25 protein-coding genes are annotated in these 22,697 nt (G+C 71.9%); 14 read left to right on the top strand and 11 right to left on the bottom strand.

What is annotated here, in order from left to right; genetic code table 11:
• The first annotated feature begins 13 nt into the window (after window positions 1–13).
• The 3 genes from ACFC0G_RS22970 (at window position 14) to ACFC0G_RS22960 (ending at window position 2,192) form a co-directional block, all read left to right on the top strand.
• Window positions 14–787, top strand: coding sequence for a metal ABC transporter ATP-binding protein (locus tag ACFC0G_RS22970; protein WP_376406085.1), 774 nt, complete (start codon window positions 14–16; stop codon window positions 785–787).
• Between the two features lie 28 nt (window positions 788–815).
• Window positions 816–1,709 carry a metal ABC transporter permease gene (locus tag ACFC0G_RS22965; RefSeq protein WP_376406083.1) on the top strand — a complete coding sequence of 298 codons (894 nt, stop codon included), beginning with the start codon at window positions 816–818 and terminating at the stop codon, window positions 1,707–1,709.
• Window positions 1,710–1,781: 72 nt separating this feature from the next.
• Window positions 1,782–2,192 carry a Fur family transcriptional regulator gene (locus tag ACFC0G_RS22960; RefSeq protein ID WP_024757359.1) on the top strand — a complete coding sequence of 137 codons (411 nt, stop codon included), beginning with the start codon at window positions 1,782–1,784 and terminating at the stop codon, window positions 2,190–2,192.
• Between the two features lie 60 nt (window positions 2,193–2,252).
• Here ACFC0G_RS22960 and ACFC0G_RS22955 read toward each other — a convergent pair whose 3' ends face one another.
• From ACFC0G_RS22955 to ACFC0G_RS22940, 4 genes are read right to left on the bottom strand one after another with little or no spacing between them, the layout of a single operon-like run.
• The gene (locus ACFC0G_RS22955) at window positions 2,253–2,777 is read right to left on the bottom strand and encodes a YcxB family protein (RefSeq protein WP_376406081.1); all 525 of its coding nucleotides are present in this window, start codon (window positions 2,775–2,777) and stop codon (window positions 2,253–2,255) included.
• Window positions 2,778–2,827: 50 nt separating this feature from the next.
• Entirely contained in the window at window positions 2,828–3,652 is an 825-nt protein-coding gene (locus tag ACFC0G_RS22950; RefSeq protein ID WP_376406079.1) for an isoprenyl transferase, read from the bottom strand.
• Window positions 3,653–3,669: 17 nt separating this feature from the next.
• Complete coding sequence (gene recO / locus ACFC0G_RS22945) at window positions 3,670–4,419, bottom strand: DNA repair protein RecO (RefSeq protein WP_376406077.1); 750 nt, start codon at window positions 4,417–4,419, stop codon at window positions 3,670–3,672.
• Window positions 4,416–5,402 (bottom strand): LysR family transcriptional regulator, encoded by a 987-nt coding sequence (locus tag ACFC0G_RS22940; RefSeq protein WP_376406075.1) that lies wholly within the window; start codon window positions 5,400–5,402, stop codon window positions 4,416–4,418. Before ACFC0G_RS22940 ends, recO begins: the two co-directional genes overlap by 4 nt.
• A gap of 71 nt (window positions 5,403–5,473) precedes the next feature.
• Here ACFC0G_RS22940 and ACFC0G_RS22935 point away from each other — a divergent pair, with 71 nt between their 5' ends.
• Window positions 5,474–6,079 (top strand): maleylpyruvate isomerase family mycothiol-dependent enzyme, encoded by a 606-nt coding sequence (locus ACFC0G_RS22935; protein ID WP_376406073.1) that lies wholly within the window; start codon window positions 5,474–5,476, stop codon window positions 6,077–6,079.
• 32 nt (window positions 6,080–6,111) lie between these two features.
• Here ACFC0G_RS22935 and ACFC0G_RS22930 read toward each other — a convergent pair whose 3' ends face one another.
• Both ACFC0G_RS22930 and ACFC0G_RS22925 read right to left on the bottom strand, forming a co-directional pair.
• Window positions 6,112–6,327: a hypothetical protein gene (locus ACFC0G_RS22930; protein WP_376406071.1), complete on the bottom strand. Its 216-nt coding sequence runs from the start codon at window positions 6,325–6,327 to the stop codon at window positions 6,112–6,114.
• Window positions 6,324–6,545, bottom strand: coding sequence for a hypothetical protein (locus ACFC0G_RS22925; protein ID WP_376406069.1), 222 nt, complete (start codon window positions 6,543–6,545; stop codon window positions 6,324–6,326). The genes ACFC0G_RS22930 and ACFC0G_RS22925 overlap by 4 nt, the downstream gene beginning before the upstream one ends.
• A 132-nt stretch (window positions 6,546–6,677) precedes the next feature.
• On the opposite strand from ACFC0G_RS22925, the gene ACFC0G_RS22920 reads away from it, so the two are divergent.
• The 8 genes from ACFC0G_RS22920 to ACFC0G_RS22885 all read left to right on the top strand — a co-directional run bounded on the left by ACFC0G_RS22920 (window position 6,678) and on the right by ACFC0G_RS22885 (window position 14,651).
• Window positions 6,678–7,511 (top strand): Scr1 family TA system antitoxin-like transcriptional regulator, encoded by an 834-nt coding sequence (locus ACFC0G_RS22920; RefSeq protein WP_376406067.1) that lies wholly within the window; start codon window positions 6,678–6,680, stop codon window positions 7,509–7,511.
• Window positions 7,493–7,687: a DUF397 domain-containing protein gene (locus ACFC0G_RS22915; protein ID WP_376406065.1), complete on the top strand. Its 195-nt coding sequence runs from the start codon at window positions 7,493–7,495 to the stop codon at window positions 7,685–7,687. Before ACFC0G_RS22920 ends, ACFC0G_RS22915 begins: the two co-directional genes overlap by 19 nt.
• Window positions 7,688–7,888: 201 nt before the next feature.
• Window positions 7,889–8,341, top strand: coding sequence for a DUF3592 domain-containing protein (locus ACFC0G_RS22910; RefSeq protein ID WP_376406063.1), 453 nt, complete (start codon window positions 7,889–7,891; stop codon window positions 8,339–8,341).
• Between the two features lie 19 nt (window positions 8,342–8,360).
• Window positions 8,361–8,774 (top strand): cytidine deaminase, encoded by a 414-nt coding sequence (locus ACFC0G_RS22905; RefSeq protein ID WP_376406061.1) that lies wholly within the window; start codon window positions 8,361–8,363, stop codon window positions 8,772–8,774.
• A gap of 167 nt (window positions 8,775–8,941) precedes the next feature.
• On the top strand, window positions 8,942–9,763 hold the full coding sequence (locus tag ACFC0G_RS22900; protein WP_376406059.1) for a hypothetical protein: 822 nt from the start codon (window positions 8,942–8,944) through the stop codon (window positions 9,761–9,763).
• Between the two features lie 149 nt (window positions 9,764–9,912).
• Complete coding sequence (locus ACFC0G_RS22895; RefSeq protein ID WP_376406057.1) at window positions 9,913–11,283, top strand: FAD-dependent oxidoreductase; 1,371 nt, start codon at window positions 9,913–9,915, stop codon at window positions 11,281–11,283.
• Window positions 11,284–11,360: 77 nt separating this feature from the next.
• Entirely contained in the window at window positions 11,361–13,166 is a 1,806-nt protein-coding gene (locus ACFC0G_RS22890; RefSeq protein ID WP_376406055.1) for a LuxR C-terminal-related transcriptional regulator, read from the top strand.
• A gap of 111 nt (window positions 13,167–13,277) precedes the next feature.
• On the top strand, window positions 13,278–14,651 hold the full coding sequence (locus tag ACFC0G_RS22885; protein WP_376406053.1) for an FAD-binding oxidoreductase: 1,374 nt from the start codon (window positions 13,278–13,280) through the stop codon (window positions 14,649–14,651).
• 21 nt (window positions 14,652–14,672) lie between these two features.
• Here the strand turns inward: ACFC0G_RS22885 and ACFC0G_RS22880 are convergent, their stop codons facing one another.
• From ACFC0G_RS22880 to leuA, 3 genes are all read right to left on the bottom strand, one after another.
• Window positions 14,673–15,365: a TerB family tellurite resistance protein gene (locus ACFC0G_RS22880; protein WP_376406051.1), complete on the bottom strand. Its 693-nt coding sequence runs from the start codon at window positions 15,363–15,365 to the stop codon at window positions 14,673–14,675.
• A 131-nt stretch (window positions 15,366–15,496) separates the two neighbouring features.
• Window positions 15,497–16,894, bottom strand: coding sequence for a choice-of-anchor A family protein (locus tag ACFC0G_RS22875; protein ID WP_376406049.1), 1,398 nt, complete (start codon window positions 16,892–16,894; stop codon window positions 15,497–15,499).
• A 251-nt stretch (window positions 16,895–17,145) separates the two neighbouring features.
• Window positions 17,146–18,909, bottom strand: a complete 1,764-nt coding sequence (gene leuA, locus ACFC0G_RS22870; RefSeq protein ID WP_376406047.1) for a 2-isopropylmalate synthase — start codon at window positions 18,907–18,909, stop codon at window positions 17,146–17,148.
• A 295-nt stretch (window positions 18,910–19,204) separates the two neighbouring features.
• Here leuA and ACFC0G_RS22865 point away from each other — a divergent pair, with 295 nt between their 5' ends.
• Both ACFC0G_RS22865 and ACFC0G_RS22860 read left to right on the top strand, forming a co-directional pair.
• A complete protein-coding gene (locus ACFC0G_RS22865; RefSeq protein ID WP_376406045.1) occupies window positions 19,205–20,269 on the top strand; it encodes a M4 family metallopeptidase in 1,065 nt (354 codons plus the stop codon).
• 31 nt (window positions 20,270–20,300) lie between these two features.
• Window positions 20,301–20,564 carry a protealysin inhibitor emfourin gene (locus tag ACFC0G_RS22860; RefSeq protein ID WP_376406043.1) on the top strand — a complete coding sequence of 88 codons (264 nt, stop codon included), beginning with the start codon at window positions 20,301–20,303 and terminating at the stop codon, window positions 20,562–20,564.
• Window positions 20,565–20,584: 20 nt separating this feature from the next.
• Here ACFC0G_RS22860 and era read toward each other — a convergent pair whose 3' ends face one another.
• Complete coding sequence (gene era / locus ACFC0G_RS22855; protein ID WP_376406041.1) at window positions 20,585–21,535, bottom strand: GTPase Era; 951 nt, start codon at window positions 21,533–21,535, stop codon at window positions 20,585–20,587.
• Window positions 21,536–21,597: 62 nt separating this feature from the next.
• Window positions 21,598–22,569 carry a WxL protein peptidoglycan domain-containing protein gene (locus ACFC0G_RS22850; RefSeq protein ID WP_376406039.1) on the bottom strand — a complete coding sequence of 324 codons (972 nt, stop codon included), beginning with the start codon at window positions 22,567–22,569 and terminating at the stop codon, window positions 21,598–21,600.
• Between the last annotated feature and the right edge of the window lie 128 nt (window positions 22,570–22,697).

Genomic DNA, 22,697 nt, shown 5'->3' with positions numbered 1-22,697 from the left:
GGAGGAACGAGCCATGGCAGCGCCGGCGCAGGAACCCGTCATTTCCGTCCGCGGAGCCACGGCGGCCCTCGGCGCGCGGCCCGTCCTCCGGGGCGTCGACCTCACCGTCCGCCGCGGCGAGGTCGTCGCCCTGCTCGGCGCCAACGGTTCCGGCAAGTCCACCGCCGTCCGCTCCGTCATCGGCCAGGTGCCGCTGACCGGCGGCCGGATCGAGCTGTTCGGCACGGAGCAGAAGCGGTTCCGCGACTGGGCCCGCGTCGGCTACGTACCGCAGCGCACGACCGCGGCGAGCGGCGTCCCCGCCACGATCCGCGAGGTCGTCTCCTCCGGCCGGCTCTCCCGTCGCCGCTTCGGCTGGCTGACGAAGGCCGACAAGGAGGCCGTCGAGCGGGCCATCGACCTCGTCGGGCTCGCCGACCGCGCCAAGGACTCCGTCTCCGCGCTCTCCGGCGGCCAGCACCAGCGCGTGCTGATCGCCCGCGCGCTCGCCTCCGAGCCCGAGCTGCTGATCATGGACGAGCCGATGGCCGGCGTGGACCTCGCGAGCCAGGAGATCCTGGCCGCGACGCTGCGCGAGCAGGTCGCGGGCGGCACGTCCGTCCTCCTCGTCCTGCACGAGCTGGGCCCGCTGGAGCCGCTGATCGACCGGGCCGTGGTCCTGCGCGACGGCTGTGTCGTCCACGACGGCCCGCCGCCCGAGGCCGTCGGGCAGCACGCGCTCCCCGGCCACGACCACGTCCATCCGCACGCGGCCGGTGAGCCGCTCCGTACGGGTCTGCTGACCTGAAGCCGACCCTGGGAAAGCTGACTTGATCATGGAAATGCTCGATCTCGCCTTCATGCAGCGCGCGCTCCTCGCGGCCGTGCTCGTCGGCATCACCGCGCCCGCCGTCGGCATCTACCTCGTCCAGCGCCGCCAGGCGCTGATGGGCGACGGCATCGGCCATGTCGCCATGACCGGTGTCGGCCTCGGCTTCCTGCTGAACTCCAGCCCGGTCTGGATGGCGACGATCGTCGCCGTCGCGGGCTCGGTCGCCATGGAGCTGATCCGGGCGTACGGGAAGACCCGCGGCGACCTCGCGCTCGCCCTGCTCTTCTACGGCGGCATGGCCGGCGGCGTCCTGCTGATCAACCTCTCGCCGACCGGCTCCAACGCCAACCTCAGCTCGTACCTCTTCGGCTCGCTGTCCACGGTCTCGTCCGAGGACATCACCGCGATCGCGATCCTCGCCGCCTTCGTCATCCTGGTCACGGTCGGCCTGCGCCGCCAGCTCTTCGCAGTCAGCCAGGACGAGGAGTTCGCCCGGGTCACCGGCCTGCCGGTGCGCGCCCTGAACCTGCTGATCGCGGTCACGGCCGCGGTGACCGTCACGGTCGCCATGCGGGTCGTGGGCCTGCTGCTCGTCAGCGCGCTCATGGTGGTGCCGGTGGCGGCGGCGCAGCAGCTGTCGAAGTCGTTCCGCACGACCTTCGTCCTCGCGGTGGCGACCGGCGTCACGGTCACCCTGGCGGGCACGGCCACCTCGTACTACCAGGACGTCCCGCCCGGTGCGACGATCGTCCTGTACGCGATCGGCGTCTTCGTCCTCCTCACGCTCCTCGCCACCCCGCTCGCCAAGCGGCGGGCCCGGGCGGCCGAGGCGGGCGCGGAGAGCTGCGACGCCCCGCTTCCGGCCACCCGTCGTCCGACGGACGACGTGAACGTCTGATCCGCGGCTGACCGCAGGGTCATGGGGGACTGGCAGAATGGCGGGGGCAGACAAGCATTCAAGGAGGCCCCCGTGGTGACGGCAGGACCCCCCGTACGAGGCCGCTCGACCAAGCAGCGGGCCGCCGTGTCGGCGGCGCTGAACGAGGTGGACGAGTTCCGCAGCGCCCAGGAGCTGCACGACATGCTCAAGCACCGCGGCGACTCGGTCGGCCTCACCACCGTCTACCGCACGCTCCAGTCCCTGGCGGACGCGGGCGAGGTCGACGCGCTGCGCACGAGCGAGGGCGAGACCGTCTACCGCCGCTGCTCGACCGGCGACCACCACCACCATCTGGTCTGCCGCGTCTGCGGCAAGGCCGTGGAGGTGGAGGGCCCGATGGTGGAGCAGTGGGCCGAGACGATCGCCTCGGAGCACGGCTTCGTGAACGTGGCGCACACGGTCGAGATCTTCGGCACGTGCGCGGAGTGCGCGGAGAAGTGAGCTGACCTGACAGACGAAGGGGCCCGCACCGGACGTTTCCGGTGCGGGCCCCTCGTCGTCTCATGCCTTGCTGATGTTCCGGTCCAGGACCGCCCGCAGCCGGTCGGCGTCGGCGGGGTCCGCGAGGCCGTGCTTCGGCAGGTACGCGAAGCCGGTGCCGGACTGCTTGGCCGTGAGCAGGACGAAGAGCCGGGGCGTCTCCGCGTACCGGGGCAGCAGCGCCCAGCGGATCGTCGTCTCGCTGTCCCGGGAGGTCCACCGTCCCCCGTCCTCGTCGACGACGGCCGTGGCCTCGCCCTGGGCCCTGATCAGCCGGAAGAGGCTCTGGGCCGTCAGCCAGGGCAGCGACTCCGCGCAGCCCACGGCCACCAGGCCGAGCGTCACCATCAGGGCCGTCGTTCCCGGCTCGGGCGAGGGCGGCAGCAGGGCCAGGCCCGCGACCAGGAGGGCCAGCACGCCGGCGCCCCACGCCGTCCACCGGAGCAGCCGCCACCAGAAGGTGGCCCGCAGCCGGACCCGTACGGCCTCGCGCACGTCCACGAAGTCGGGCCGGTAGACCAGCTCGATCCGCTCGTTCGTTTCCACGACCGTTCCCCCCTGGTGTCGGTCAGCTCTTGCCGGTCAGCCGGTGTCGGTCAGCCCTTGTCGAGGACGGCCATGTCGGCCGGGTCGACGCCGCCGAAGCGGCGGTCGCGCTGGGCGAACTCGACGCAGGCCCGCCACAGGTCGCGGCGGTCGAAGTCGGGCCACAGTACGTCCTGGAAGACCATCTCGGCGTACGCGCTCTGCCAGATCAGGTAGTTGGAGGTGCGCTGCTCGCCGCTGGGCCGCAGGAACAGGTCCACGTCCGGCATGTCCGGGTAGTAGAGGTACTTCTGGATGGTCTTCTCGGTGATCTTCGACGGGTCCAGCCGGCCCGCCTTGATGTCCTCGCCCATCGCCTGCGCCGCGTCCGTGAGCTCCGCGCGACCGCCGTAGTTCATGCAGAAGTACAGCGTGAGCTTGGTGTTGTCCTTGGTCTGCTCCTGCGCGACCTGGAGCTCCTTGGCCACCGACTTCCACAGCTTGGGCATCCGGCCGACCCAGCGCACCCGCACGCCGAGCGAGTCGAGCTGGTCGCGGGACTTGCGGATGAAGTCGCGGTTGAAGTTCATGAGGAAGCGCACCTCCTCGGGCGAGCGCTTCCAGTTCTCGGTGGAGAAGGCGTAGAGCGAGATCGAGCCCACGCCCATTTCGATCGCGCCCTGGAGCACGTCGAGGACCTGCTCGGCGCCGACCTTGTGCCCCTCGGTGCGGGGCAGGCCGCGCTCCTTGGCCCAGCGGCCGTTGCCGTCCATGACGATCGCGACGTGCTCCGGGACCAGCTCCGACTGGAGCTTCGGCGGGCGGGCGCCGGAGGGGTGCGGCTCGGGCGTGCTGTACTCCCGGCGCTGGCGACCGAGCAGTCGTGCGATGGCCATGACGTGGTCTCTCCTACCTAGCTTTTCTCTACGTACCGCAGTGAGCGCAGGCCGCGCTCCAGGTGCCAGTGCAGATAGGCGGACACGAGTCCGCTGCCCTCCCTGACGTGACGCGGCTCGCACGCGTCCGCCGTCGCCCAGTCGCCGGTGAGCAGCGCGCTGAGCAGGCCGATGGCCTCCGCAGAGGGTACGACGCTTCCGGGCACCCGGCAGTCGCCGCATATGACCCCGCCCGCCCCGACCGAAAAGAACCGGTTGGGCCCGGGAAGTCCGCATTTCGCGCAGTCGTCGAAGCTGGGCGCGTAGCCGTTGACGGCGAGCGAGCGGAGGAGGAAGGCGTCGAGGATGAGGTGGGGCGCGTGCTCGCCCCGCGCGAGGGTCCGCAGACCGCCCACCAGCAGCAGGTACTGCTGGACGGCGGGCTCGCCCTCGTGGTCGGTGAACCGTTCCGCCGTCTCCAGCATGGCCGTGCCGGAGGTGTACCGGGCGTAGTCGGTGACGATCCCGCCGCCGTACGCGGCGATCGTCTCGCTCTGCGTGCAGAGCGGCAGCCCGCGTCCGACCAGCTCACTCCCCCGGGCGAAGAACTGCACGTCCACGTGCGAGAACGGTTCGAGCCGCGCCCCGAACTTCGACTTCGTCCGGCGCACCCCGCGCGCGACGGCGCGCACGCGGCCGTGACCGCGCGTGAGGAGCGTGATGATGCGGTCCGCTTCACCCAGCTTCTGGGTGCGCAGCACGATGCCGTCGTCGCGGAACAGACTCATGGGCCCATTCTCCCGTACGGCGGGGGCGCCCCGACCCCGGGCCGGACCTCGGGCCGGACCTCGGGCCGGACCTCGGGGAACGCTTTCCGCATCCGGGCGAGGAGTGCGCCGGCCGCCGGGGCGGCGGGGCCGTCCGCCGGCCAGGCGAGGGCGACGCGGCCCCGGAGGGGCGGATCGGTGAGGGGAAGGGTACGGAGTCCCAGCGCGTCCGCCGCCTCGGCCGGGAGCTCCGGGAGGACGGCGACGCCGAGGCCACGGGCGGCGAGGCGCGCCAGGAGGTGCGGTGCGGCGGCCTCGAAGGCGACGTGGGGCCGGAAGCCCGCCCGCGTACCGGCGCGCTCCAGGACGCCGCGCAGGCCGGTGCCGCGCGGAAGGCTGATCAGCGGACGGCCGGCGAGATCGGCCACGGGGAGCGCCGCGCGGGCGCGGCCGTCGGGGGCGGTGAGGAGCGGGTCGCCCGGGGCCATGGCGGCGACGAGGGGCATGTCGACGAGGACCTGGAGGCTGACGCCCTGTGGGGGCTCCTCCTCGGCGAGGCCGATCACGGCGAGATCGAGTTCGCCGCGGTGCAGGGCGGCGAGCATCCGCTCCGACGTGTCCTCGGTGAGGGAGATCTCGACCTGCGGGTGGTCGTCGTGGAAGTCGGCCAGGACGGCGGCGACGTCGAACTCGTCGGCGGCGGCCCCGGACACGAGGCCGATCGTGACCTGCCCCCGGACGAGACCGGTGAACTCGTCCACGGTCCGCCGCAGCCCCTCGACGGCCCCGAGCGCCGCCCGCGCGAAGGGGAGGACCGCCTCACCGACGGCGGTCGTGGTGACGGTCCGGCCGGAGCGGTCGAGCAGCGGCTGCCCGAGCTCCCGCTCCAGCTGCCGGATCTGGGCGCTCACCCCCGGCTGCGCGAGGTGGAGGCGGGCGGCGGCACGGGTGAAGTTGGCCTCCTCGACGACGGCGAGGAAGTAGTGCAGCTGACGGAGCTCCATAACCAGGAATGCTAGCGAGGAGAAGACCTCGCTCTTGGACTTCTGGCCGGCACCTCGGCACGCTGGTGATCATGGAGACCACGGCAGCGGAGACACGAGCGGAGATCGCGGCCGAGCGGCGCGAACTGGCGGACGTCCTGGACGGACTGACCGACGAACAGTGGGACGCGCCGACGCTGTGCGGCGGCTGGCGCGTACGGGAGGTCGCCGGCCACATGAGCATGGGCTTCCGGTACCCGTTCGGCAGGACGGCCCTGGAACTCGTCCGCGCGGGCGGCAACCTGCACCGGATGACCGACCGCCTCGCGCGCCGCGACGCCGCCGCCCTCACCCCGCGCGAACTCGCGGCGGCCCTGCGCGACCACGCCCATCACCCCTGGAAGCCGCCGGTGGGCGGCCTGGCGGCGGCCCTCGGCCACGACGTGATCCACGGCCTGGACATCACCGTCCCGCTCGGCCTCGGACGGCAGGTCCCGGAGGAGCGCCTGCGGATCCTGCTGGGGACGGTCACCCCTCGAACGCTGCGCTTCTTCGGAGCGGACCTCGACGGCGTCACCCTGCGGGCCACGGACCTGGACTGGTCGTACGGCACGGGCACGGGCGCTCGGGTGGTGAGCCGCCCCGCCCAGGAACTCCTGCTGCTCGCGTACGGACGCACGCTCCCCCGGCCGGAGTGACGGGGCGCCGAACCGGCCGGGGGCGGAGGGTTTCAGGGCACCTCGCCCCGGCTCCGGGCGTTGACGTGCGCCGTGGCGGCGCTCAGTCGCTCGGACGTCGTCGCCTCACGTACGCCGTCGGGCTCCACGTCCCACTCGCGCCCGCCGCCGAGCGGGCGGATCTGCACGTAGGGCCCCTCGTGCCCCATGACTCTTCCGACCCGTCCGGTACGGATCTCCACGACGTACGACCCGATGGGCAAGGTCATGTTCCGTTCTCCTCCCCCGGCAGTAGGGCGGCGGCGATGAGCCGCGCCGTTTCCGCCGTGCAGCATCCCAATTCGACGAGCGGCCTCGGAGGGTCGGCGGCGAGGGTGACGACGTCGAGCCCGAGCGAGGGGAGAGTGATTCCCGCCCTCGCGAGCGCCTCACGCAATTCCGTCACTGCCTCTTGAGCGGCTTCGATGGCCCCCGCGGTCGTCTTCATGATGTCTTCCTTCACCAACGTATGCCTTTCTGAATCCATTTCCTGCTTCGCCTCTCCAGGGTGGGGCGGGATCCGTAGAATCGGCAGACGCGCAGGCCGTACAACTGCGGCGTAGGGTTGGGGAGTTAATCCATGGCCAAGGGCAAGCAGCAGGACGTGTGGGAGTTCTTCGGAGACCTCCTCAAGGAGCGCCGCGAGGCGGCGGGCCTCTCGCAGGGCGAACTGGGCAGACGGGTGTTCGTATCCGGGGCGTACATCGGCCTGTTCGAGCAGGGAATTCGAAAGCCGCAGTTGGATGTGGCGGTACGAATCGACGAGGTACTACAAACCGGCGGTATTTTCGAACGCACGTGGCGCAAGCTCATCAACAAGTCGCCGTACGCGTCCTATTTCCAGGCGGTGGCGGAGCTGGAGGAGGTGGCGACGAGGATCTGCGAGTTTGCACCGTTCGTGGTGCCGGGCCTGCTCCAGACGGCGGAGTACGCGCGGGCGGTTACGGTCGCGGCGAACCCGTTCGCCACGGAGGAGTACGTCGAGGAGAAGGTCACCGCGCGACTAGGCCGAGCGCGGATCCTCAAGGACGCTACAAGACCCGAGTTTTGGGTCATGCTCCACGAGAACACGGTGGTCACCCCCGTGGGCGGACCGACGGTCATGGCGGAGCAGCTCAACCACATCGCAAGCCTGATCAGGAACCGATGGGTCCTGGTGACCGTGATCCCCCGCTCGGTCGGAGCGCATGCCTCCATGAACGGCATGCTGAGGCTCATGGAGTTCGAGGACCAACCGCCAACGGCCTATACAGAGACCTCGTTCTCGGGGACGCTCCTGGACGATCCGGCTGTGGTGAAGCGTGCACAGCGCGCCTACGATCTGCTCAGGGTTGCCACCTTGTCGCCGGAGGCGTCCCTGGCCCTGATCGAGTCGGCGGCGGAGGACTTCAGACGATGCGCGAGTACGACCTGAGCAACGCCCACTGGTTCAAGAGCTCCTACAGCAACGGCGAGGGTGGTGAATGCGTCGAGGCCTCGTTCGACTTCACCGGTGTCGTCCCCGTCCGGGACAGCAAGGTCACCGACGGTCCCGTCCTGATCGTGCCCGCCGCCGCCTGGTCCGCTTTCGTCGCCGGTATCGCCGGATGACGACCGCCCCCTCCCTCGTCCTGCGCGGCACCGGCTCCACCGTCGTCCGCTTCGAGGGAGGGGCCGTGACCTTCGGCCTCCCGGGCGAGGGTCATCACATACCCCTGGCGGCGATCGCACAGGTCCGCGCCGAGGGGCGGGTCGCCACGATCGAGCTGACCGCCCCCGACGGCAACGGCGCCCCGCGTCAGCCGTCGGACGGTGCTCGCGACGGCCGCCGCCGCCCCGGTCCTCGCCCTGGACGTGTTCCTCGGTGTGGCCGGCCGGTTCGAGTACGCGCTCATGTTCTGGCTGGGTGCCCTCGTCGCCGTCACCGGCGTCTTCCTGGTGTTCACCATGAGCCGGGACCTGTACCGGATGTGGCACCTGCCGAAGCACGGCATCACGGTGGTGGCGCAGTTCTCGCACGTCACCAACAACACGAAGGTGTACCGCTACACGGACACCGACGGCGTCTCCCACACCTACGACAACAACGTGGGCGGACAGACGGTCGAGCTGTCCTACGATCCCCGCAACCCGAAGGCGGCCGTCCACCAGGAGGGCCTGTACAGCCGCTGCATGATGATGGTCATGACCCTCATCGGCTGCGGCATCGGGGGCGGCGCGCTCTACGGCATCGGCCGGCTCGTCGTCACGACCGTGACGGGCTGAGCATCACGAAGGCGGAGAGATGACCACGCAGACCCCCGACGTCGACCACGAACTCATCGAGGCCGCGGCCCACGTCGCACGCACGCGCTGCCAGGGCGACAACCACACCATGGCGGCCGCGGCCCGTGACCGGGACGGCCGGATCGTCACCGCGGTGAACGCCTACCACTTCACTGGAGGCCCCTGCGCCGAGCTGGTCCTCATCGGCGCGGCGGCCTCCCAGGGCGCCTACGAGCTGCACACGATCGTGGCCGTGGGCGACCGCGACCGGGGCGTCGTCCCGCCGTGCGGCCGGTGCCGGCAGGTCCTCCTCGACTACTTCCCCGCCCTCAAGGTCATCGTCGGCAACGGCGACCGCGTCCGAACGGTCCGCATCGCCGACCTGCTGCCCGAAAGCTACGTCTGGGCCGACCACCAGCTCGACGCCGAGTAGGCCGCGCCGCTCGGCGCAGGCCGCACGAGTTGCCCGAGGGTTCCTGGGGCGCCGCGGGCTCCGTCGTCCGCCACGCGGACCTGGCCGCCCTCGCGAGCGCCCGGGCCGCCCCGTAAATCCTCCGGCTGGGCTTCACCGACCGTCAGGTCGCGCCTACGATCACGCCCATGTCCATCACTCCGTCCACACCCGTCGTCCAGGGCAGCGCGAAGGCATCCCTCCAACGCGAGGGCGACGCCCTTCTCCTGAGTCGCCGTCACGACGAGGTGCGCATCCCTCTGGCCGCGATCGCGCAGGTCCGTGCCGAGGGGCGGTCGCTCGCCGTCGAGCTGACGGCGCCGGCCGGAGCGACCTCGTACGCGCACCGGATCGACGGAGTGAGCGAGGCGGCCGCCGCCATGTTCGCCGCGGCCGTGAACGCCGACCTGCCCGAGGCGGCCGGACGGGACACGACGGCCGACGGGACCGCGCTCGTGGAGACCCGCGACCGGCCCGTGAGCAGGCGGGAGAGGAAGACGCGGCTGATGAAGCGGTGGGCGGCCGCCACGCTCGGCCTGCTCGTGCTCCTGTGCGTGCTCGTCGCGGTCGCCGGACAGCCGATCGGCATCCTCATCCTCACGCCCGCGGGCCTCGTCGGGGCGGCGTCCTCCGTCGCCGGCGTCATCGCCCTGACCGACTGGCACCGCGAGCGGCGCCTGATGCGGCACGGCATCACGGCCTTCGCGGCGGAGGTCCCGGAGAGGCCGGGGCAGTATCTGTACGTGGACCCCGCGGGCATGATCCGCAACGTGTTCACCTGGCCGGGCGGCATCGCCGTCAAGGTCAGCTACGACCCCCGGGACCCGGGGAACGTGGTCCTCCCGAGGCGGGCGTTCTCGCGGCGCGCGGAGCTCTGCGCCGGGCTGATCTTCGCCGGCCTCGGGCTCGTCACCTTCGCCGCCCTGATCGCGGTGACCGTCGGCGTGCTCCTCGGCACCCTCGACTTCTAGGAACCCGCTTAGTCACACTTATGGAACTCATAAGTCCGGCTTATGAGTCCATAGACCGGGCCCGGGTACCGCTTCGAGTGTGTTGTTATTTAGGGTGACCTAAGTGTCGGCGGCCTCGCCGCCACGTCGCTTGCGAAGGGAAACCCGTCATGCCCCGCCCCCTCCGGGTCGCGATCGTCGGCGCCGGCCCCGCCGGAATCTACGCCGCCGATGCGCTGCTGAAGTCCGAGGCCGCCGCCGAACCGGGCGTGTCCATCGATCTCTTCGAGCGGATGCCGGCCCCCTTCGGCCTCATCCGCTACGGCGTCGCCCCCGACCACCCCCGGATCAAGGGCATCGTCAACGCCCTCCACCAGGTCCTCGACAAGCCGCAGGTCCGCCTCTTCGGCAACGTCGACTACGGCACGGACGTCCACCTCGACGACCTGCGCGCCTTCTACGACGCCGTGATCTTCTCGACCGGCGCCATGGCCGACCGCGAACTCAAGATCCCCGGCGTCGAGCTGGACGGCTCGTACGGCGCCGCCGACTTCGCCTCCTGGTACGACGGCCACCCGGACGTCCCGCGCACCTGGCCGCTGGAGGCCGAGAAGGTCGCCGTCCTCGGCGTCGGCAACGTGGCCCTCGACATCGCCCGCATCCTCGCCAAGACCGGCGACGAGCTGCTGCCGACCGAGATCCCCGCGAACGTCTACGACGGGCTCAAGGTCAACAAGGCCGTCGAGATCCACGTCTTCGGCCGTCGCGGCCCGGCCCAGGCCAAGTTCAGCCCCATGGAGCTGCGCGAGCTGGACCACTCCCCCACCATCGAGGTCATCGTCAACCCCGAGGACATCGACTACGACGAGGGCTCGATCGCCGAGCGGCGCAAGAACAAGCAGACCGACATGGTCGCCAAGACCCTGGAGAACTGGGCGATCCGCGACGTCGGCGACCGCCCGCACAAGCTCTTCCTGCACTTCTTCGAGTCGCCCGTCGAGATCCTCGGCGAGGACGGCAAGGTCGTCGGCCTCCGCACCGAGCGCACCGAGCTCGACGGCACCGGCAACGTCAAGGGCACCGGCGCCACCACCGACTGGGACGTCTCCGCCGTCTACCGCGCCGTCGGCTACCTCTCCGACGAGCTGCCCAAGATCCCCTGGGACGCCACCAGCGGCACCGTCCCGGACGAGGGCGGCCGGGTCATCGAGGAGACCGGCGAGCACATGGCCTCCACGTACTGCACCGGCTGGATCCGGCGCGGCCCCGTCGGCCTCATCGGCCACACCAAGGGCGACGCCAACGAGACCGTCGCGAACCTCCTCGCCGACTTCGCGAACGGCCGTCTGCTGACGCCCGACACCCCGGAGACGGACGCGGTCGTGTCCTTCCTGGAGGAGAAGGGCATCACGTACACGACGTGGGAGGGCTGGTACGCCCTGGACGCCGCCGAGAAGGCGCTCGGCGAGCCGCAGGGCCGCGAGCGCGTGAAGATCGTCGAGCGCGAGGACATGCTGCGCGCGAGCGGCGCGATCCAGTAGTCGCCTCCGTGTCCTAGCCGCGGGCGCCCTCGCCCCTTCCCGGTCCTACCCTGAAAGGACCGGGAAGGGGCGAGGCCATGTCCGCACCCACACTGCACACCGCCGCTCATCCGACCGACGCGGTCGAACGCGCCCGGGACGCGGCCGGCCGGGAGTCCTGGGCCGAGGCGTACGCGCTGCTCCACGCCCACGACCTGCACCCCTCCCGCGCGCTGACCGCCGACGACCTGTCCGTGCTCGCCGACGCCGCCTGGTGGTCAGGGCACATCGACGAGTCCGTCACCGCCCGCCTCCGCGCCCACGCCGCCTTCCTCGCTGCCGGTGACCACCGGGGCGCCGGGCTCGCCGCCTGGTGGCTGCACTACGAGTACGCGAGCCTCGGGCGGCCCGCCGCGGCGGCGGGCTGGCTGCACCGGGCCCGGCACCACCTGGAGGACCTGCCGCCCTGCCCCGAGCAGTGCTTCCTCGCCTGGACGGACGCGGAGGAGGCCGAACAGCACGGCGACCGGGCCGCCGCCCTCGCCGCGGCGCGCCGCATGACCCGTCTCGCCGTCCGCTCCGGCAGCCCCGACCTCGTCGCGCTCAGCCGCCAGGCCGAGTCCTCCGTGCTCCTCGCGCACGGCCGCAGGAGCGAGGCCCTCGCCCTCCTCGACGACGCGATGTGTGCGGTCACCGCCGGCGAGCTGAGCAGCATGTTCACGGGCTGGCTGTACTGCCTGGCCCTCACCCAGTGCATGGAGGCGGCGGACTTCGGGCGGGCCGTGGAGTGGACGAACGCGGCAATGGAGTGGTGCGCGCCCGCGTGGACGGGGCGCCCGGCGGAGCGGAGGCCGGATACGGAGACCGGGTCGGGGCCGGGGTCGGGGTCGGGGCGGGAGCCGGAGACCATGGCGGCCGCCCCCGCCCTGGCCCCGGCCCCGACCCTGGCCCCGGCCTCCGGGGAGAACCCCTTCCGGGGCGTCTGCCGGGCCCACCGCGTCGAGGTCCTCGACCTCCTCGGCACCTGGGCCCTCGCCGAGGAGGAGGCGCGGCAGGCCTGCCGGGAGGTGCCGGTGGACTGCCTGGAGTCGGCCGCCGCCGCGTTCTACGCCGCCGGGGACGTCCAGCGGCGGCAGGGCCGCCTCGACGAGGCCGCAGCGTCGTACGCGCACGCCCACGAGCTGGGCCGGGTCCCGCAGCCCGGGCTCGCGCTGCTGCGCCTCGCCCAGGGCAGGGCCGACACGGCCGTCGCGGGCGTCGACCTCGCCCTGGCCTGCCAGAGCGACCCGCACCACGACCTCCTGGGCCGGGCCCGGCTGCTCGCCGCCCGTACGGAGGTGGCCCTCGCCGTCCGGGACGTGCCGGGCGCCGCACGGGCCGCGCGGGAGCTGGACGCGCTGGCCGGGGACGTACCGCTGCTGCGGGCGACGGCCGACACCGCCCTGGGCGCCGTCGCGCTGGCCGAGGCCCGCTCGGGCCCCGCGCTGCGGCTGCTGCGGCAGGCGCTCGCCGGCTGGCTGGAGCTCCGCGTCCCGTACGAGGCCGCTCAGGTGCGGATGCTGCTCGCGGCGGCGGACCGGGCGGTGGGCGACGAGGAGGCGGCCCGGCTGGAGCTGGGCGCCGCGCGGACGGTGTTCGAACGGCTCGGGGCCGTACCCGACGCCCGGCGCGCGGTGGCGCTGCTCTCCGGCGGGAAGCGGCGACGGCTGCCGGGCGGCCTGACCGCCCGCGAGGCGGAGGTCCTGCGGCTGGTCGCCGGGGGCGGGACGAACAAGGACGTCGCCCGCGCCCTCGTGATCAGCGAGCACACGGTCTCCCGGCACCTGAACAACATCTTCGCCAAGCTCGGCGTCGGCTCCCGCACGGCCGCGACGGCCTACGCGTACGCCCACGACCTGCTCTGACGCCCGACCCGCTCCGACCCGTCCTGGTGCGAACGGCCCATCCCCCGCTCCCTGCGGACATGGGCCGTTCGGGCGATGCCCCACCCCTCTCCGCCGGGCTACACCGGAACCATGACCACCACGACCGACCCCCTGGACACGCTTCGCGGTGCCGTGCGCGGCGCCGTCGTGGCCCGTGGCGACCCGTCGTACGACGTGTCCCGCCGGGTCTACAACGCCCTGCACGACCGCCGCCCGGCCGTCGTCGTCCATGCCGTGGACGCCGGCGACGTCATCGCGGCGGTGCTGTACGCCCGGGAGCACGCCCTCCCGCTGGCCGTGCGCGGCGGCTCCCACTCGGTCGCCGGGTTCGGCACCGTGGACGACGGCCTCGTGGTCGACCTGTCCCGGATGCGGGGCGTCCGCGTCGACCCGGAGGCCCGTACGGCCCGGGCCGAGGGCGGCGCCACCTGGGGCGACTTCGACCACGCCACCCACGCCTTCGGGCTCGCCACCACCGGCGGGGTGATCTCCACGACCGGCGTCGGCGGCCTGACGCTCGGCGGCGGCATGGGGCACCTGGCCCGCCGGTGCGGGCTGAGCTGCGACAACCTGATCGCGGCGGACGTCGTGACCGCCGAGGGCACGCTCGTCTCCTGCGACGCCGAGCGGCACCCTGACCTGTACTGGGCGCTGCGCGGCGGCGGCGGGAACTTCGGGGTCGCCGTCTCGCTGGCGTACCGGCTGCACCCGGTGTCGGACGTCTTCGGCGGCCTGACCTGCTACCCGCTCGGCCCGGACGTGGCCCGCGCCTGGCAGCGGATGAACGAGGACGCGCCGGTCGAGCTCAACACGATCTTCGTGATCGCGCTCGGCCCCGAGGAACCGTTCCTGCCGGAGCGCTGGCACGGCCGCCCGATCTGCGCCGCGTTCACCTGCTTCAGCGGCCCGGCGGCGGACGACGACAAGGTCCTCGCCCGGCTCGACGGGCTCGGCCCGGTCGTCGGCCGGTTCATGGAGCGGATGCCGTACCCGGTGATCAACACCGTCTTCGACGAGCAGCTGCCGCCGGGGCTCTTCCACTACTGGAAGGGCAACTTCAGTCGCGAGCTGACGGACGGCGCGATCGACGCGCACATGACGTACGGCGGGACGATGCCGTCGATGGAGTCGGACACCGCGATCTTCCCGATCGACGGAGCCTGCCACGAGGTGGGACCCGAGGACACCGCGTTCGCCTACCGGGACGCCGTCTTCTCGCACTCCATCGGCGCGACCTGGTCGACCGGCGCGGCGGACGCGGAGGCGAACATCGCCTGGACCCGCGCCTACGACAAGGCGCTGCGCCCGCACACCGAGGAGGGCGGCTACGTGAACTTCATGGACGCCGACGACCAGGACCGGGTGCGGGTCAACTACCGGCAGAACTTCGACCGGCTCCGGACGGTCAAGCGGCGGTACGACCCCGACAACGTGTTCCGGCTCAACCAGAACATCCAGCCGTGACGCCAGGCCCTGACGGGAGCCCTACGGCACTGTCCGGGCCGAGGTGAGGAGGCGGACGGTGTCGTCGGGGGCCAGCGCGAGCGCGTTCCCGACGGTCCCGAGGACCTCCATCTCGGTCGGGCTGTAGACGCCGTCGGCGAGGGCGATCCGGGCGGCCTGGAGCAGGATCGACTCCCGGCCGGCGGGCGCCAGGTGCGGGGTGAGCGGCTCCAGCGCCTCGTGGAGCTCGATCGCGAGGAGGCTGCCCTCCGGGTTCACCTCGGGCATGAAGCGCCCTGTGTCGGCCTCCAGGGCCTCGACCAGGTCGACGAGCTGGACGGCCGTGCACTCGGCGAAGCCGGCGGACCGGACCGCGCTCACGGCCCGGTCGAGGACCTCGCGGGAGTCGGTGCCGCCGGCCGCGAGCACGGCCAGGGCGACGGTGTGCACGCCGTCCCGCAGCATCGCCGAGAAGCGGCTCGTCGTCGGACGGTCGAGGACCTCCGTACCGAAGTGCGTGTGACAGGCCGCGCACTCGACGACGGGGCCCGTACAGCCCCGGGGCAGGACCGGGACGCCGAGGACGGCGAACCTGCGGCGGCCGGTGCGCCGCCGGTAGTTCCGGTCGCCGCCGCACTCCTCGCAGAAGAACTCGCCGTCTCCGACCGTGTTCCAGGAGGTGCGGATTCCGCAGACGCCCACTTTCCCACCACGTGAATTCCGGGCAGACCGCACACGCACCTCCTCAACGGCCCGGCTGCACTGCCGGCGTTGGCGTGATGTTAGCCACATCCTTGATGTGGCGTCAGCACCCCGTCAGCAGATCGCCGTGGAGATGGCCGAGACACGTCACCCGGCGGGAAACCTCAGGAGGCGCGGCGGCGACGCTTTGCGAAGGCCAGGAAGCCTCCGCCGACGAGGACGGCGGCCGCCGCGGCACCGATCGTGCCGGGCCCGATGGCCGAACCGGTCGTCGCGAGATCACCCTCCGGGGTGGCGGACGGCGCCGGGGTCCCGGCCGGGGCGGTGGTGGACTCGTCGGGGGTTCCCGGGGTGGCCGGGCTCTCCGAGGTGTCGGGGGTGGCTGCCGGGGTCGACGGGGAGGCGGAGGCGCCGGGCGTCTCGGAGGCGCCCGGGGTCTCCGGGGTCGTGGGCGTCCCGCCGTCGTCGGTCGGGGTGGGCTCGGGGGTCGCGGGCGGGGTGGGGACGGACGTCTCGGTCGGCGTCGGCGGCTCCGGGGTGACGACCGGGCCCGGCGTCGTCTCCTTCGGGAGGCAGCCGGTGAAGTTCATCTGGTGGGTCTCGGCGCCCGGGACGGTCGTCAGGGACTCGGCGATGACAGAGCCGTTGACGTGGCCCGGGCCGATGTTCGCGCCGCCCATCTCGACCTTGGCGTTCGGGGCGAAGATCGTGCCCGGCCAGGAGGTGTAGTTCTTCTTCACGCTCTCGGCCTGCGGGAAGTTCCACAGCAGCTTGGAGCGGATCTGCCGGAACTCGTCGCTCGCCAGCTGGTAGTCGTCGATGACCGGGGCCGAGCCGTCCGCACCCTGGTAGTAGACGCCGTAGGTGGCGGACTTGTTCATGTCGTACGAGGCGCCGAGGACGTTCACGAGGGTGGAGGAGCCGGCCGGGACCTTGAGGGTGATCGCCCGGGCCTTCTCCAGGTCGGCGGCGTCCACGGCGAAGACGTTGAGCTTCGCGTCCGTACCGGTGAGGAACAGGCCCTGGGAGTCCTTGTCGCCGGCGACCGTGCCGTTGGGGGCGGTGCCCGCCCAGCCGGTGGAGAGCGCGCGGAGGTCCGCGAACTCCTTGGCGAAGTCGATCGGGGAGGTCGGCGAGCCGCCCTCCTTGACCTTGTCGCCGTCGACACCGAAGCCCTGGCCCGGGGTGGAGCGGTCGACGACCTTGCCGGCGATGCCGGTGCCGTTGTCCAGGACGACCTGGTTCGCGTACAGCGTGCCGCCGACGACGAGGCTGTGGCCGCCGGGCAGCTTCGCGAGGTCGGCGCCGGTGAGCTTGTGGCCGATCGAGAAGCCGGACGGCCGCTGCGGGTCGCCGAAGGTGGCGTCGCCGCCGACCGCGACCGCACCCTCGGAGTCGGAGTGGCGGACGGAGTCCTTCTCGACGAACTCGGCGTAGAGCCCGGCCGTGCCGAGGGGCTGCGTCGCGCACGACGTGGCGGGGGTGGCGGAGACGGCGGGGGCCCAGGCGAGGGCCGTGCCGGTCACCGCGAGGACAGCGGCCACAGCAGCGGTCGTGCGCATACGAAACTCCAGGTCAGGGAGGTGCGAAGGGGGCGCGTGGGGGGAGTGTCCGAGGGGACGAGCCGACCTTCCGTCATTCCCCGATGTGCCGTCAACTCACCTGATATGACGCTGATTCCGACATGAGGGCATGATCTTCCTTAAGCGAACCTGAAACCGTGACGCAGCTCACACAGCAGAGCTGCCCCGCACCCTCCGGGAGGAAGGGTGCGGGGCAGCGGCAGGAGAGCGCGGGTCAGTGCGCCGTCGGGTCAGCGGGCGGAGCGGTTGACCGCCGAGATGACCGCCTTCAGCGAGGCGCGGGTCGTGTTGGCGTCGATGCCGATGCCCCACAGGACCTGGCCGTCGATGGCGCACTCGATGTACGAGGCGGCCTGCGCGGAGGCGCCCTCGCTCATCGTGTGCTCCTGGTAGTCCAGCAGACGGGCGTCCACGCCGATCGACTGCAGCGCGGCGAAGAAGGCCGAGATCGGGCCGTTGCCGGAGCCGGCCAGTACGGTCTCGGCGCCGTCCACGACCGCCTCGACGGTCAGCGTGTCCGTGCCGTCCGTGTCGGAGGTGGTCTGGCCCGAGCGCAGCTGGATCCGGCCCCAGGCGTTGTCCGGGTTGGGCAGGTACTCGTCCTGGAAGACGGCCCAGATCGCGGCCGGCGTGACCTCGCCGCCCTCGCTGTCGGTCTTCTGCTGGATGATCTTCGAGAACTCGATCTGCATCCGGCGGGGCAGGTCCAGCTTGTGGTCGTTCTTCAGGACGTACGCGATGCCGCCCTTGCCGGACTGCGAGTTGACCCGGATGACGGCCTCGTAGGAGCGGCCGACGTCCTTCGGGTCGATCGGCAGGTACGGCACGGCCCACTCGATGTCGTCGACGGTGACGCCCTTGGCGGCCGCGTCGGCCTCCATCGCGTCGAAGCCCTTCTTGATGGCGTCCTGGTGGGAGCCGGAGAAGGCGGTGTAGACCAGGTCGCCCGCGTAGGGGTGGCGCGGGTGGACCTCCATCTGGTTGCAGTACTCGCTCGTGCGGCGGATCTCGTCGATCTGCGAGAAGTCGATCTGCGGGTCGACGCCCTGGCTGAACAGGTTCATGCCCAGGGTGACCAGGTCGACGTTGCCGGTGCGCTCGCCCTGGCCGAACAGGCAGCCCTCGATGCGGTCGGCGCCGGCCATGATGGCCAGCTCGGCCGCGGCCACGGCCGTACCGCGGTCGTTGTGCGGGTGGACCGACACGCAGATGTACTCGCGGCGGGTCAGGTTCCGGGACATCCACTCGAAGCGGTCCGCGTGCGTGGACGGCGTCGAACGCTCCACGGTGGCGGGCAGGTTCAGGATGATCTCGCGGCCCGGGCCCGGCTGCCAGACGTCACAGACCGCCTCGCAGACCTCCAGGGCGAAGTCCAGCTCGGTGTCGGTGAAGATCTCCGGGCTGTACTGGTAGCCGAAGGTGGTGCGCTCGTCGAGCAGCTTCTCCGCGTACTCCATCACCAGACGGGTGCCGTCCACGGCGATCTGCTTGATCTGCTCCTTCGAGCCGCGGAAGACGACCCGGCGGAAGGTGGGCGCGGTGGCGTTGTACAGGTGGACGGTGGCGCGCTTGGCGCCGACCAGGGACTCCACGGTCCGCTCGATCAGGTCCTCGCGGGCCTGGGTCAGTACGGAGATGGTGACGTCGTCCGGGATCGCGCCCTCTTCGATGATGGAGCGCACGAACGCGAAGTCGGTCTCGCCGGAGGACGGGAAGCCGACCTCGATCTCCTTGTAGCCCATGCGGACCAGCAGGTCGAACATCTCGCGCTTGCGGGCCGGGGACATCGGGTCGATCAGGGCCTGGTTGCCGTCGCGCAGGTCGGTCGACAGCCAGCGGGGGGCCTTGGTGATCCGCTGTTCGGGCCAGGTGCGGTCGGGGATCTGCACGGCCTCGTACTGGCCGTACTTGTGGATGGGCATCCCGGACGGCTTCTGCAGCTGCGTCGCGTTGGTGATCGGCGTGGGGCGGCTGACGAAGGGGGACTGGCTCATTGCGTTGGGCTCCTCGGGTCCAGCTTCAAGAAGGACGGCCGACTGTCGAACGCAACACCAGGTCCCGCGGGGAGGGGGTCGGCCTACGACTACAGGCCCTCGCCGCGGCAGCTAAGGAGAAGCAGCCCGAAACGCATGATGGCCGCAGCTTAGCCGAGGGACACCGGAGGCGGACGTCCCGTTTCAGTATGCGGGACGGGCCCCGCGTCAAGGCTGATCCGTGACGCATCACTCCATTTCGCCAATCCTCGTCGCATCTCGTGACAGGGGCGTCACGCGGTGCCACATTGCGAGGATGACTCCCCAGACGCACCACTCCGTCCCGGTCTTCTGCTCGATCGTCCCGCCGCACCTCCTGGAGCACCTGGCGCGCTCCTCGAACCCGGCCGTCGCCGCCGCCGCCCGCCGCACCCTCATCGCGGACGCCTCGGCCCGTACGAGCCGGGTGCTGCCGCTGCCCGGCAGCGCGCCCACGCTCGCCCCCGGCGACGTCGGCCGTCCGCACCGCACGGTGTACGACTGCGCGCACGGGACCGAGCTGCCGGGCGCGCGGGTCCGCGCCGAGGGCGAGGCGGCGACCGCCGACGCCACCGTCAACCGGGCGTACGCGGGCCTCGGCGCCACCTTCGACCTCTTCCTGAACGCCTTCGGCCGGGACTCGATCGACGGCGCCGGGCTGCCGCTGCTGGCCTCCGTCCACTACGACGAGAACTACGGCAACGCCTTCTGGAACGGCGAGCAGATGGTGTTCGGCGACGGCGACGACGAGATCTTCCTCGACTTCACGCTGCCCGTGGACGTCATCGGCCACGAGCTGGCCCACGGCTTCACGCAGTACACGGCGAACCTGGAGTACTTCAGCCAGTCCGGCGCCCTCAACGAGTCCGTCTCGGACGTCTTCGGCTCGCTCGTGAAGCAGTACGCGCACGGCCAGACGGCCGACCAGGCCGACTGGCTCATCGGCGAGGGCCTCTTCCACCCGAACGTGGAGGGCGCGGCCCTGCGCTCGATGAAAGCCCCGGGCACGGCGTACGACGACGACGTCCTCGGCAAGGACCCGCAGCCCGGCCACATGGACGACTACGTCCGCACGAGCCGGGACAACGGCGGGGTGCACATCAACTCGGGCATCCCCAACCACGCCTTCTACCTGGCGGCGACCGAGCTCGGCGGCAACGCCTGGGAGCGGCCCGGGCAGATCTGGTACGACGTGATGACCGGCGGGACGCTCGCCCCCGAGACCCGCTTCTCCGAGTTCGCGGCGGCCACGGTGGCGGCGGCCAAGGCGCGGTACGGCGACGGGGAGGAGATCCAGGCCGTCCTGAAGGCCTGGGCGGCCGTGGGCGTGCCGACCGACTGACCCGCCGGGCAGAGCCTGGTACACAGGTCCCATGCGGATTCGAGTGCGGCGCACGGGCGGTTTCGCGGGAATCGAGCGGTCGGCGGAGGTGGACACCTCCGGCCGGCCCGACGCCGGGGACCTGCACGCCCTCGCCGGGCAGGTCCTCGACGGGGGCAGCGACGAGGGCCGGGGCGTACCGGACGGCTTCGCGTACGAGATCACGATCGACGACCGCACGATCCGCTGCTGCGACCCCCGCCTCACGGACGCGCAGAGGACCCTCATCACGAGGGTCCTCAAGGAGGGCGCCTAGAAACCGGCGCCCGGAACGGGCTAGAAACCCAGCTTGCGCAGCTGCTTCGGGTCCCGCTGCCAGTCCTTCGCGACCTTCACGTGCAGGTCGAGGAAGACCGGGGTTCCGAGGAGCGCCTCGATGTGCTTGCGGGACTTCATGCCGACCTCCTTGAGGCGGCTGCCCTTGGGGCCGATGATGATGCCCTTCTGGCTGGGGCGCTCGATGTACACGTTGGCGTGGATGTCGAGCAGCGGCCGGTCCGCCGGGCGGTTCTCGCGCGGGATCATCTCCTCGACGACCACCGCGATCGAGTGCGGCAGCTCGTCCCGTACGCCTTCGAGCGCGGCCTCGCGGATCAGCTCCGCGACCATGACCTGCTCAGGCTCGTCCGTGAGGTCGCCCTCCGGGTAGAGCGGCGGGGACTCCGGGAGCAGCGGGACGAGCAGGTCCGCGACGAGCTGGACCTGCTTGTCGCCGACGGCCGAGACCGGGATGATCTCCTGCCACTCGAAGCCCAGCTCCTTGCCGAGCTGGTCGACGGCGATGAGCTGCTCGGCGAGCGTCTTGGAGTCGACCAGGTCGGTCTTGGTGATGATCGCGACCTTGGGGGTCTTCTTGATCGCGGCGAGTTCCTTGACGATGAACTTGTCGCCGGGGCCGAGCTTCTGGTCGGCGGGCAGGCAGAAGCCGATCACGTCGACCTCGGCCCAGGTGGTGCGCACGACGTCGTTGAGCCGCTCGCCGAGGAGGGTGCGCGGCTTGTGGAGGCCGGGGGTGTCGACCAGGATCAGCTGCGCGTCCGGGCGGTGCACGATGCCGCGGACGGTGTGCCGGGTGGTCTGCGGCCGGTTCGAGGTGATGGCCACCTTCTGGCCGACCAGAGCGTTCGTGAGGGTGGACTTGCCCGCGTTGGGGCGGCCGACGAAGCAGGCGAAGCCGGCCCGGTGGACGGCTTCGGTTTCTTGGTTGCGAGCGCTCATGGGGGCCATTGTCCCCGATGAGCGCCCGCCTCACGCACTCAGGACGTCCTCAGGCCTCGCTCGGTGGGTCGTCAGGCCTCGCCCGGGACCGTCCCGGGCTCGCTCAGGGCCCGGCGGCGGTGCATCCGGAGGCCGAGGAAACCCGTCACGGCCGCGACGAGGAGGATCCCGCCGGCGAGCCACGGCAGGGCGAGGAAGGACACCGTCCCGGTCTCCTTCACGCCCTTCGCGCTGGCCGTGAGCGTCACGTCGCCCCAGTCGAACTGCGGGGAGCCGCTCCACCGCGCGGTGAGCCGGATCTTCTGGCGGGGCAGCAGCTCGGCGGGGACCCCGGCCAGGTCGCGGGCGAGGAGGGTGCGGCCGAAGGCGCCCTCGGCCTTGAGGGCGACCTTGGGGTTGAGGGTGACGTTGCCCCGGTTGTGGAGGGTGTACGAGACGAGGGTGCTGCTCCCGCCGGTGCCGGGGACGACCGGCCGGTCCTGGTCGAGGGTGACGTCCTCCACGGCGAGGGCGGGGACGGTCGGCCCGTTGACCCGGAGGTAGACGCGGGCGCCGACCGCGCGCTGGACGCCCATGGCGACGGAGCCCTGCCCGCTCGGGCTGATCCGCTCGTCGAGGGCGACGAGGGCGCCGGGGTGGTCTCCGGGATCGGCGTCGGCGGGGACGGTCAGCGTGTACGGGACGGTGACGGCGGAGCGCGGCGGGACGGTGACCCGGGTCCGCTCGGGCTTGATCCAGGCACCGGCCCCGATCTGCTTCTCCCGCTGCGTGCGGACGGCGAAGCCGCCGTCCCGGTCGGTGTTGTAGGCGTCGGCGCCGTACAGCCGGAAGGTGAGCGGGGCGGCCGTCTTGTTGGTGACGGTGACGCGGTCGGTGAGCGAGGTGCCGGGGTCGACGGAGAGGTAGAAGTACGGGCGGCTGCCGAGTTTGGCGGCGGCCGGGTAGACGGCCCACTCGCCGTTCTCGGCGGCGGCGGCCTGCGGCGCGACGCCGAGGAGCACGAGGAGCGCGCTCAGGAGGAGCACGGAAAGCTTGCTGCGCACGGTGCGGAACCCCCGGGTGCGGAGCGGGGGGGGGGGGCGGGGGGGCCCGCCGGCCCCCCCGGGGGGAGTGGAGGGGGGGCCGGGGGCGCCGGCCGCACAGCGACCGGGGGGGGGGCGGCCGGGGGGCG

This window comes from Streptomyces sp. NPDC056169, from assembly GCF_042268445.1.
GTDB lineage: Bacteria > Actinomycetota > Actinomycetes > Streptomycetales > Streptomycetaceae > Streptomyces.
This window is presented reverse-complemented; position numbering and strand designations above follow the sequence as displayed.

Excerpts from the sequence above, each read along its gene's own strand:
- ACFC0G_RS22925 (WP_376406069.1), bottom strand. The coding sequence starts at position 6,545 with ATGAAGACGACCGCGGGGGCCATCGAAGCCGCTCAAGAGGCAGTGACG.
- ACFC0G_RS22895 (WP_376406057.1), top strand. The coding sequence starts at position 9,913 with ATGCCCCGCCCCCTCCGGGTCGCGATCGTCGGCGCCGGCCCCGCCGGA.
- ACFC0G_RS22915 (WP_376406065.1), top strand. The coding sequence starts at position 7,493 with ATGCGCGAGTACGACCTGAGCAACGCCCACTGGTTCAAGAGCTCCTAC.
- era (WP_376406041.1), bottom strand. The coding sequence starts at position 21,535 with ATGGCCCCCATGAGCGCTCGCAACCAAGAAACCGAAGCCGTCCACCGG.
- ACFC0G_RS22935 (WP_376406073.1), top strand. The coding sequence starts at position 5,474 with ATGGAGACCACGGCAGCGGAGACACGAGCGGAGATCGCGGCCGAGCGG.
- ACFC0G_RS22890 (WP_376406055.1), top strand. The coding sequence starts at position 11,361 with ATGTCCGCACCCACACTGCACACCGCCGCTCATCCGACCGACGCGGTC.
- recO (WP_376406077.1), bottom strand. The coding sequence starts at position 4,419 with ATGAGTCTGTTCCGCGACGACGGCATCGTGCTGCGCACCCAGAAGCTG.
- ACFC0G_RS22950 (WP_376406079.1), bottom strand. The coding sequence starts at position 3,652 with ATGGCCATCGCACGACTGCTCGGTCGCCAGCGCCGGGAGTACAGCACG.
- ACFC0G_RS22900 (WP_376406059.1), top strand. The coding sequence starts at position 8,942 with ATGTCCATCACTCCGTCCACACCCGTCGTCCAGGGCAGCGCGAAGGCA.
- ACFC0G_RS22920 (WP_376406067.1), top strand. The coding sequence starts at position 6,678 with ATGGCCAAGGGCAAGCAGCAGGACGTGTGGGAGTTCTTCGGAGACCTC.
- ACFC0G_RS22860 (WP_376406043.1), top strand. The coding sequence starts at position 20,301 with ATGCGGATTCGAGTGCGGCGCACGGGCGGTTTCGCGGGAATCGAGCGG.
- ACFC0G_RS22905 (WP_376406061.1), top strand. The coding sequence starts at position 8,361 with ATGACCACGCAGACCCCCGACGTCGACCACGAACTCATCGAGGCCGCG.
- ACFC0G_RS22865 (WP_376406045.1), top strand. The coding sequence starts at position 19,205 with ATGACTCCCCAGACGCACCACTCCGTCCCGGTCTTCTGCTCGATCGTC.
- ACFC0G_RS22940 (WP_376406075.1), bottom strand. The coding sequence starts at position 5,402 with ATGGAGCTCCGTCAGCTGCACTACTTCCTCGCCGTCGTCGAGGAGGCC.
- ACFC0G_RS22885 (WP_376406053.1), top strand. The coding sequence starts at position 13,278 with ATGACCACCACGACCGACCCCCTGGACACGCTTCGCGGTGCCGTGCGC.
- ACFC0G_RS22965 (WP_376406083.1), top strand. The coding sequence starts at position 816 with ATGGAAATGCTCGATCTCGCCTTCATGCAGCGCGCGCTCCTCGCGGCC.
- ACFC0G_RS22930 (WP_376406071.1), bottom strand. The coding sequence starts at position 6,327 with ATGACCTTGCCCATCGGGTCGTACGTCGTGGAGATCCGTACCGGACGG.
- leuA (WP_376406047.1), bottom strand. The coding sequence starts at position 18,909 with ATGAGCCAGTCCCCCTTCGTCAGCCGCCCCACGCCGATCACCAACGCG.
- ACFC0G_RS22875 (WP_376406049.1), bottom strand. The coding sequence starts at position 16,894 with ATGCGCACGACCGCTGCTGTGGCCGCTGTCCTCGCGGTGACCGGCACG.
- ACFC0G_RS22970 (WP_376406085.1), top strand. The coding sequence starts at position 14 with ATGGCAGCGCCGGCGCAGGAACCCGTCATTTCCGTCCGCGGAGCCACG.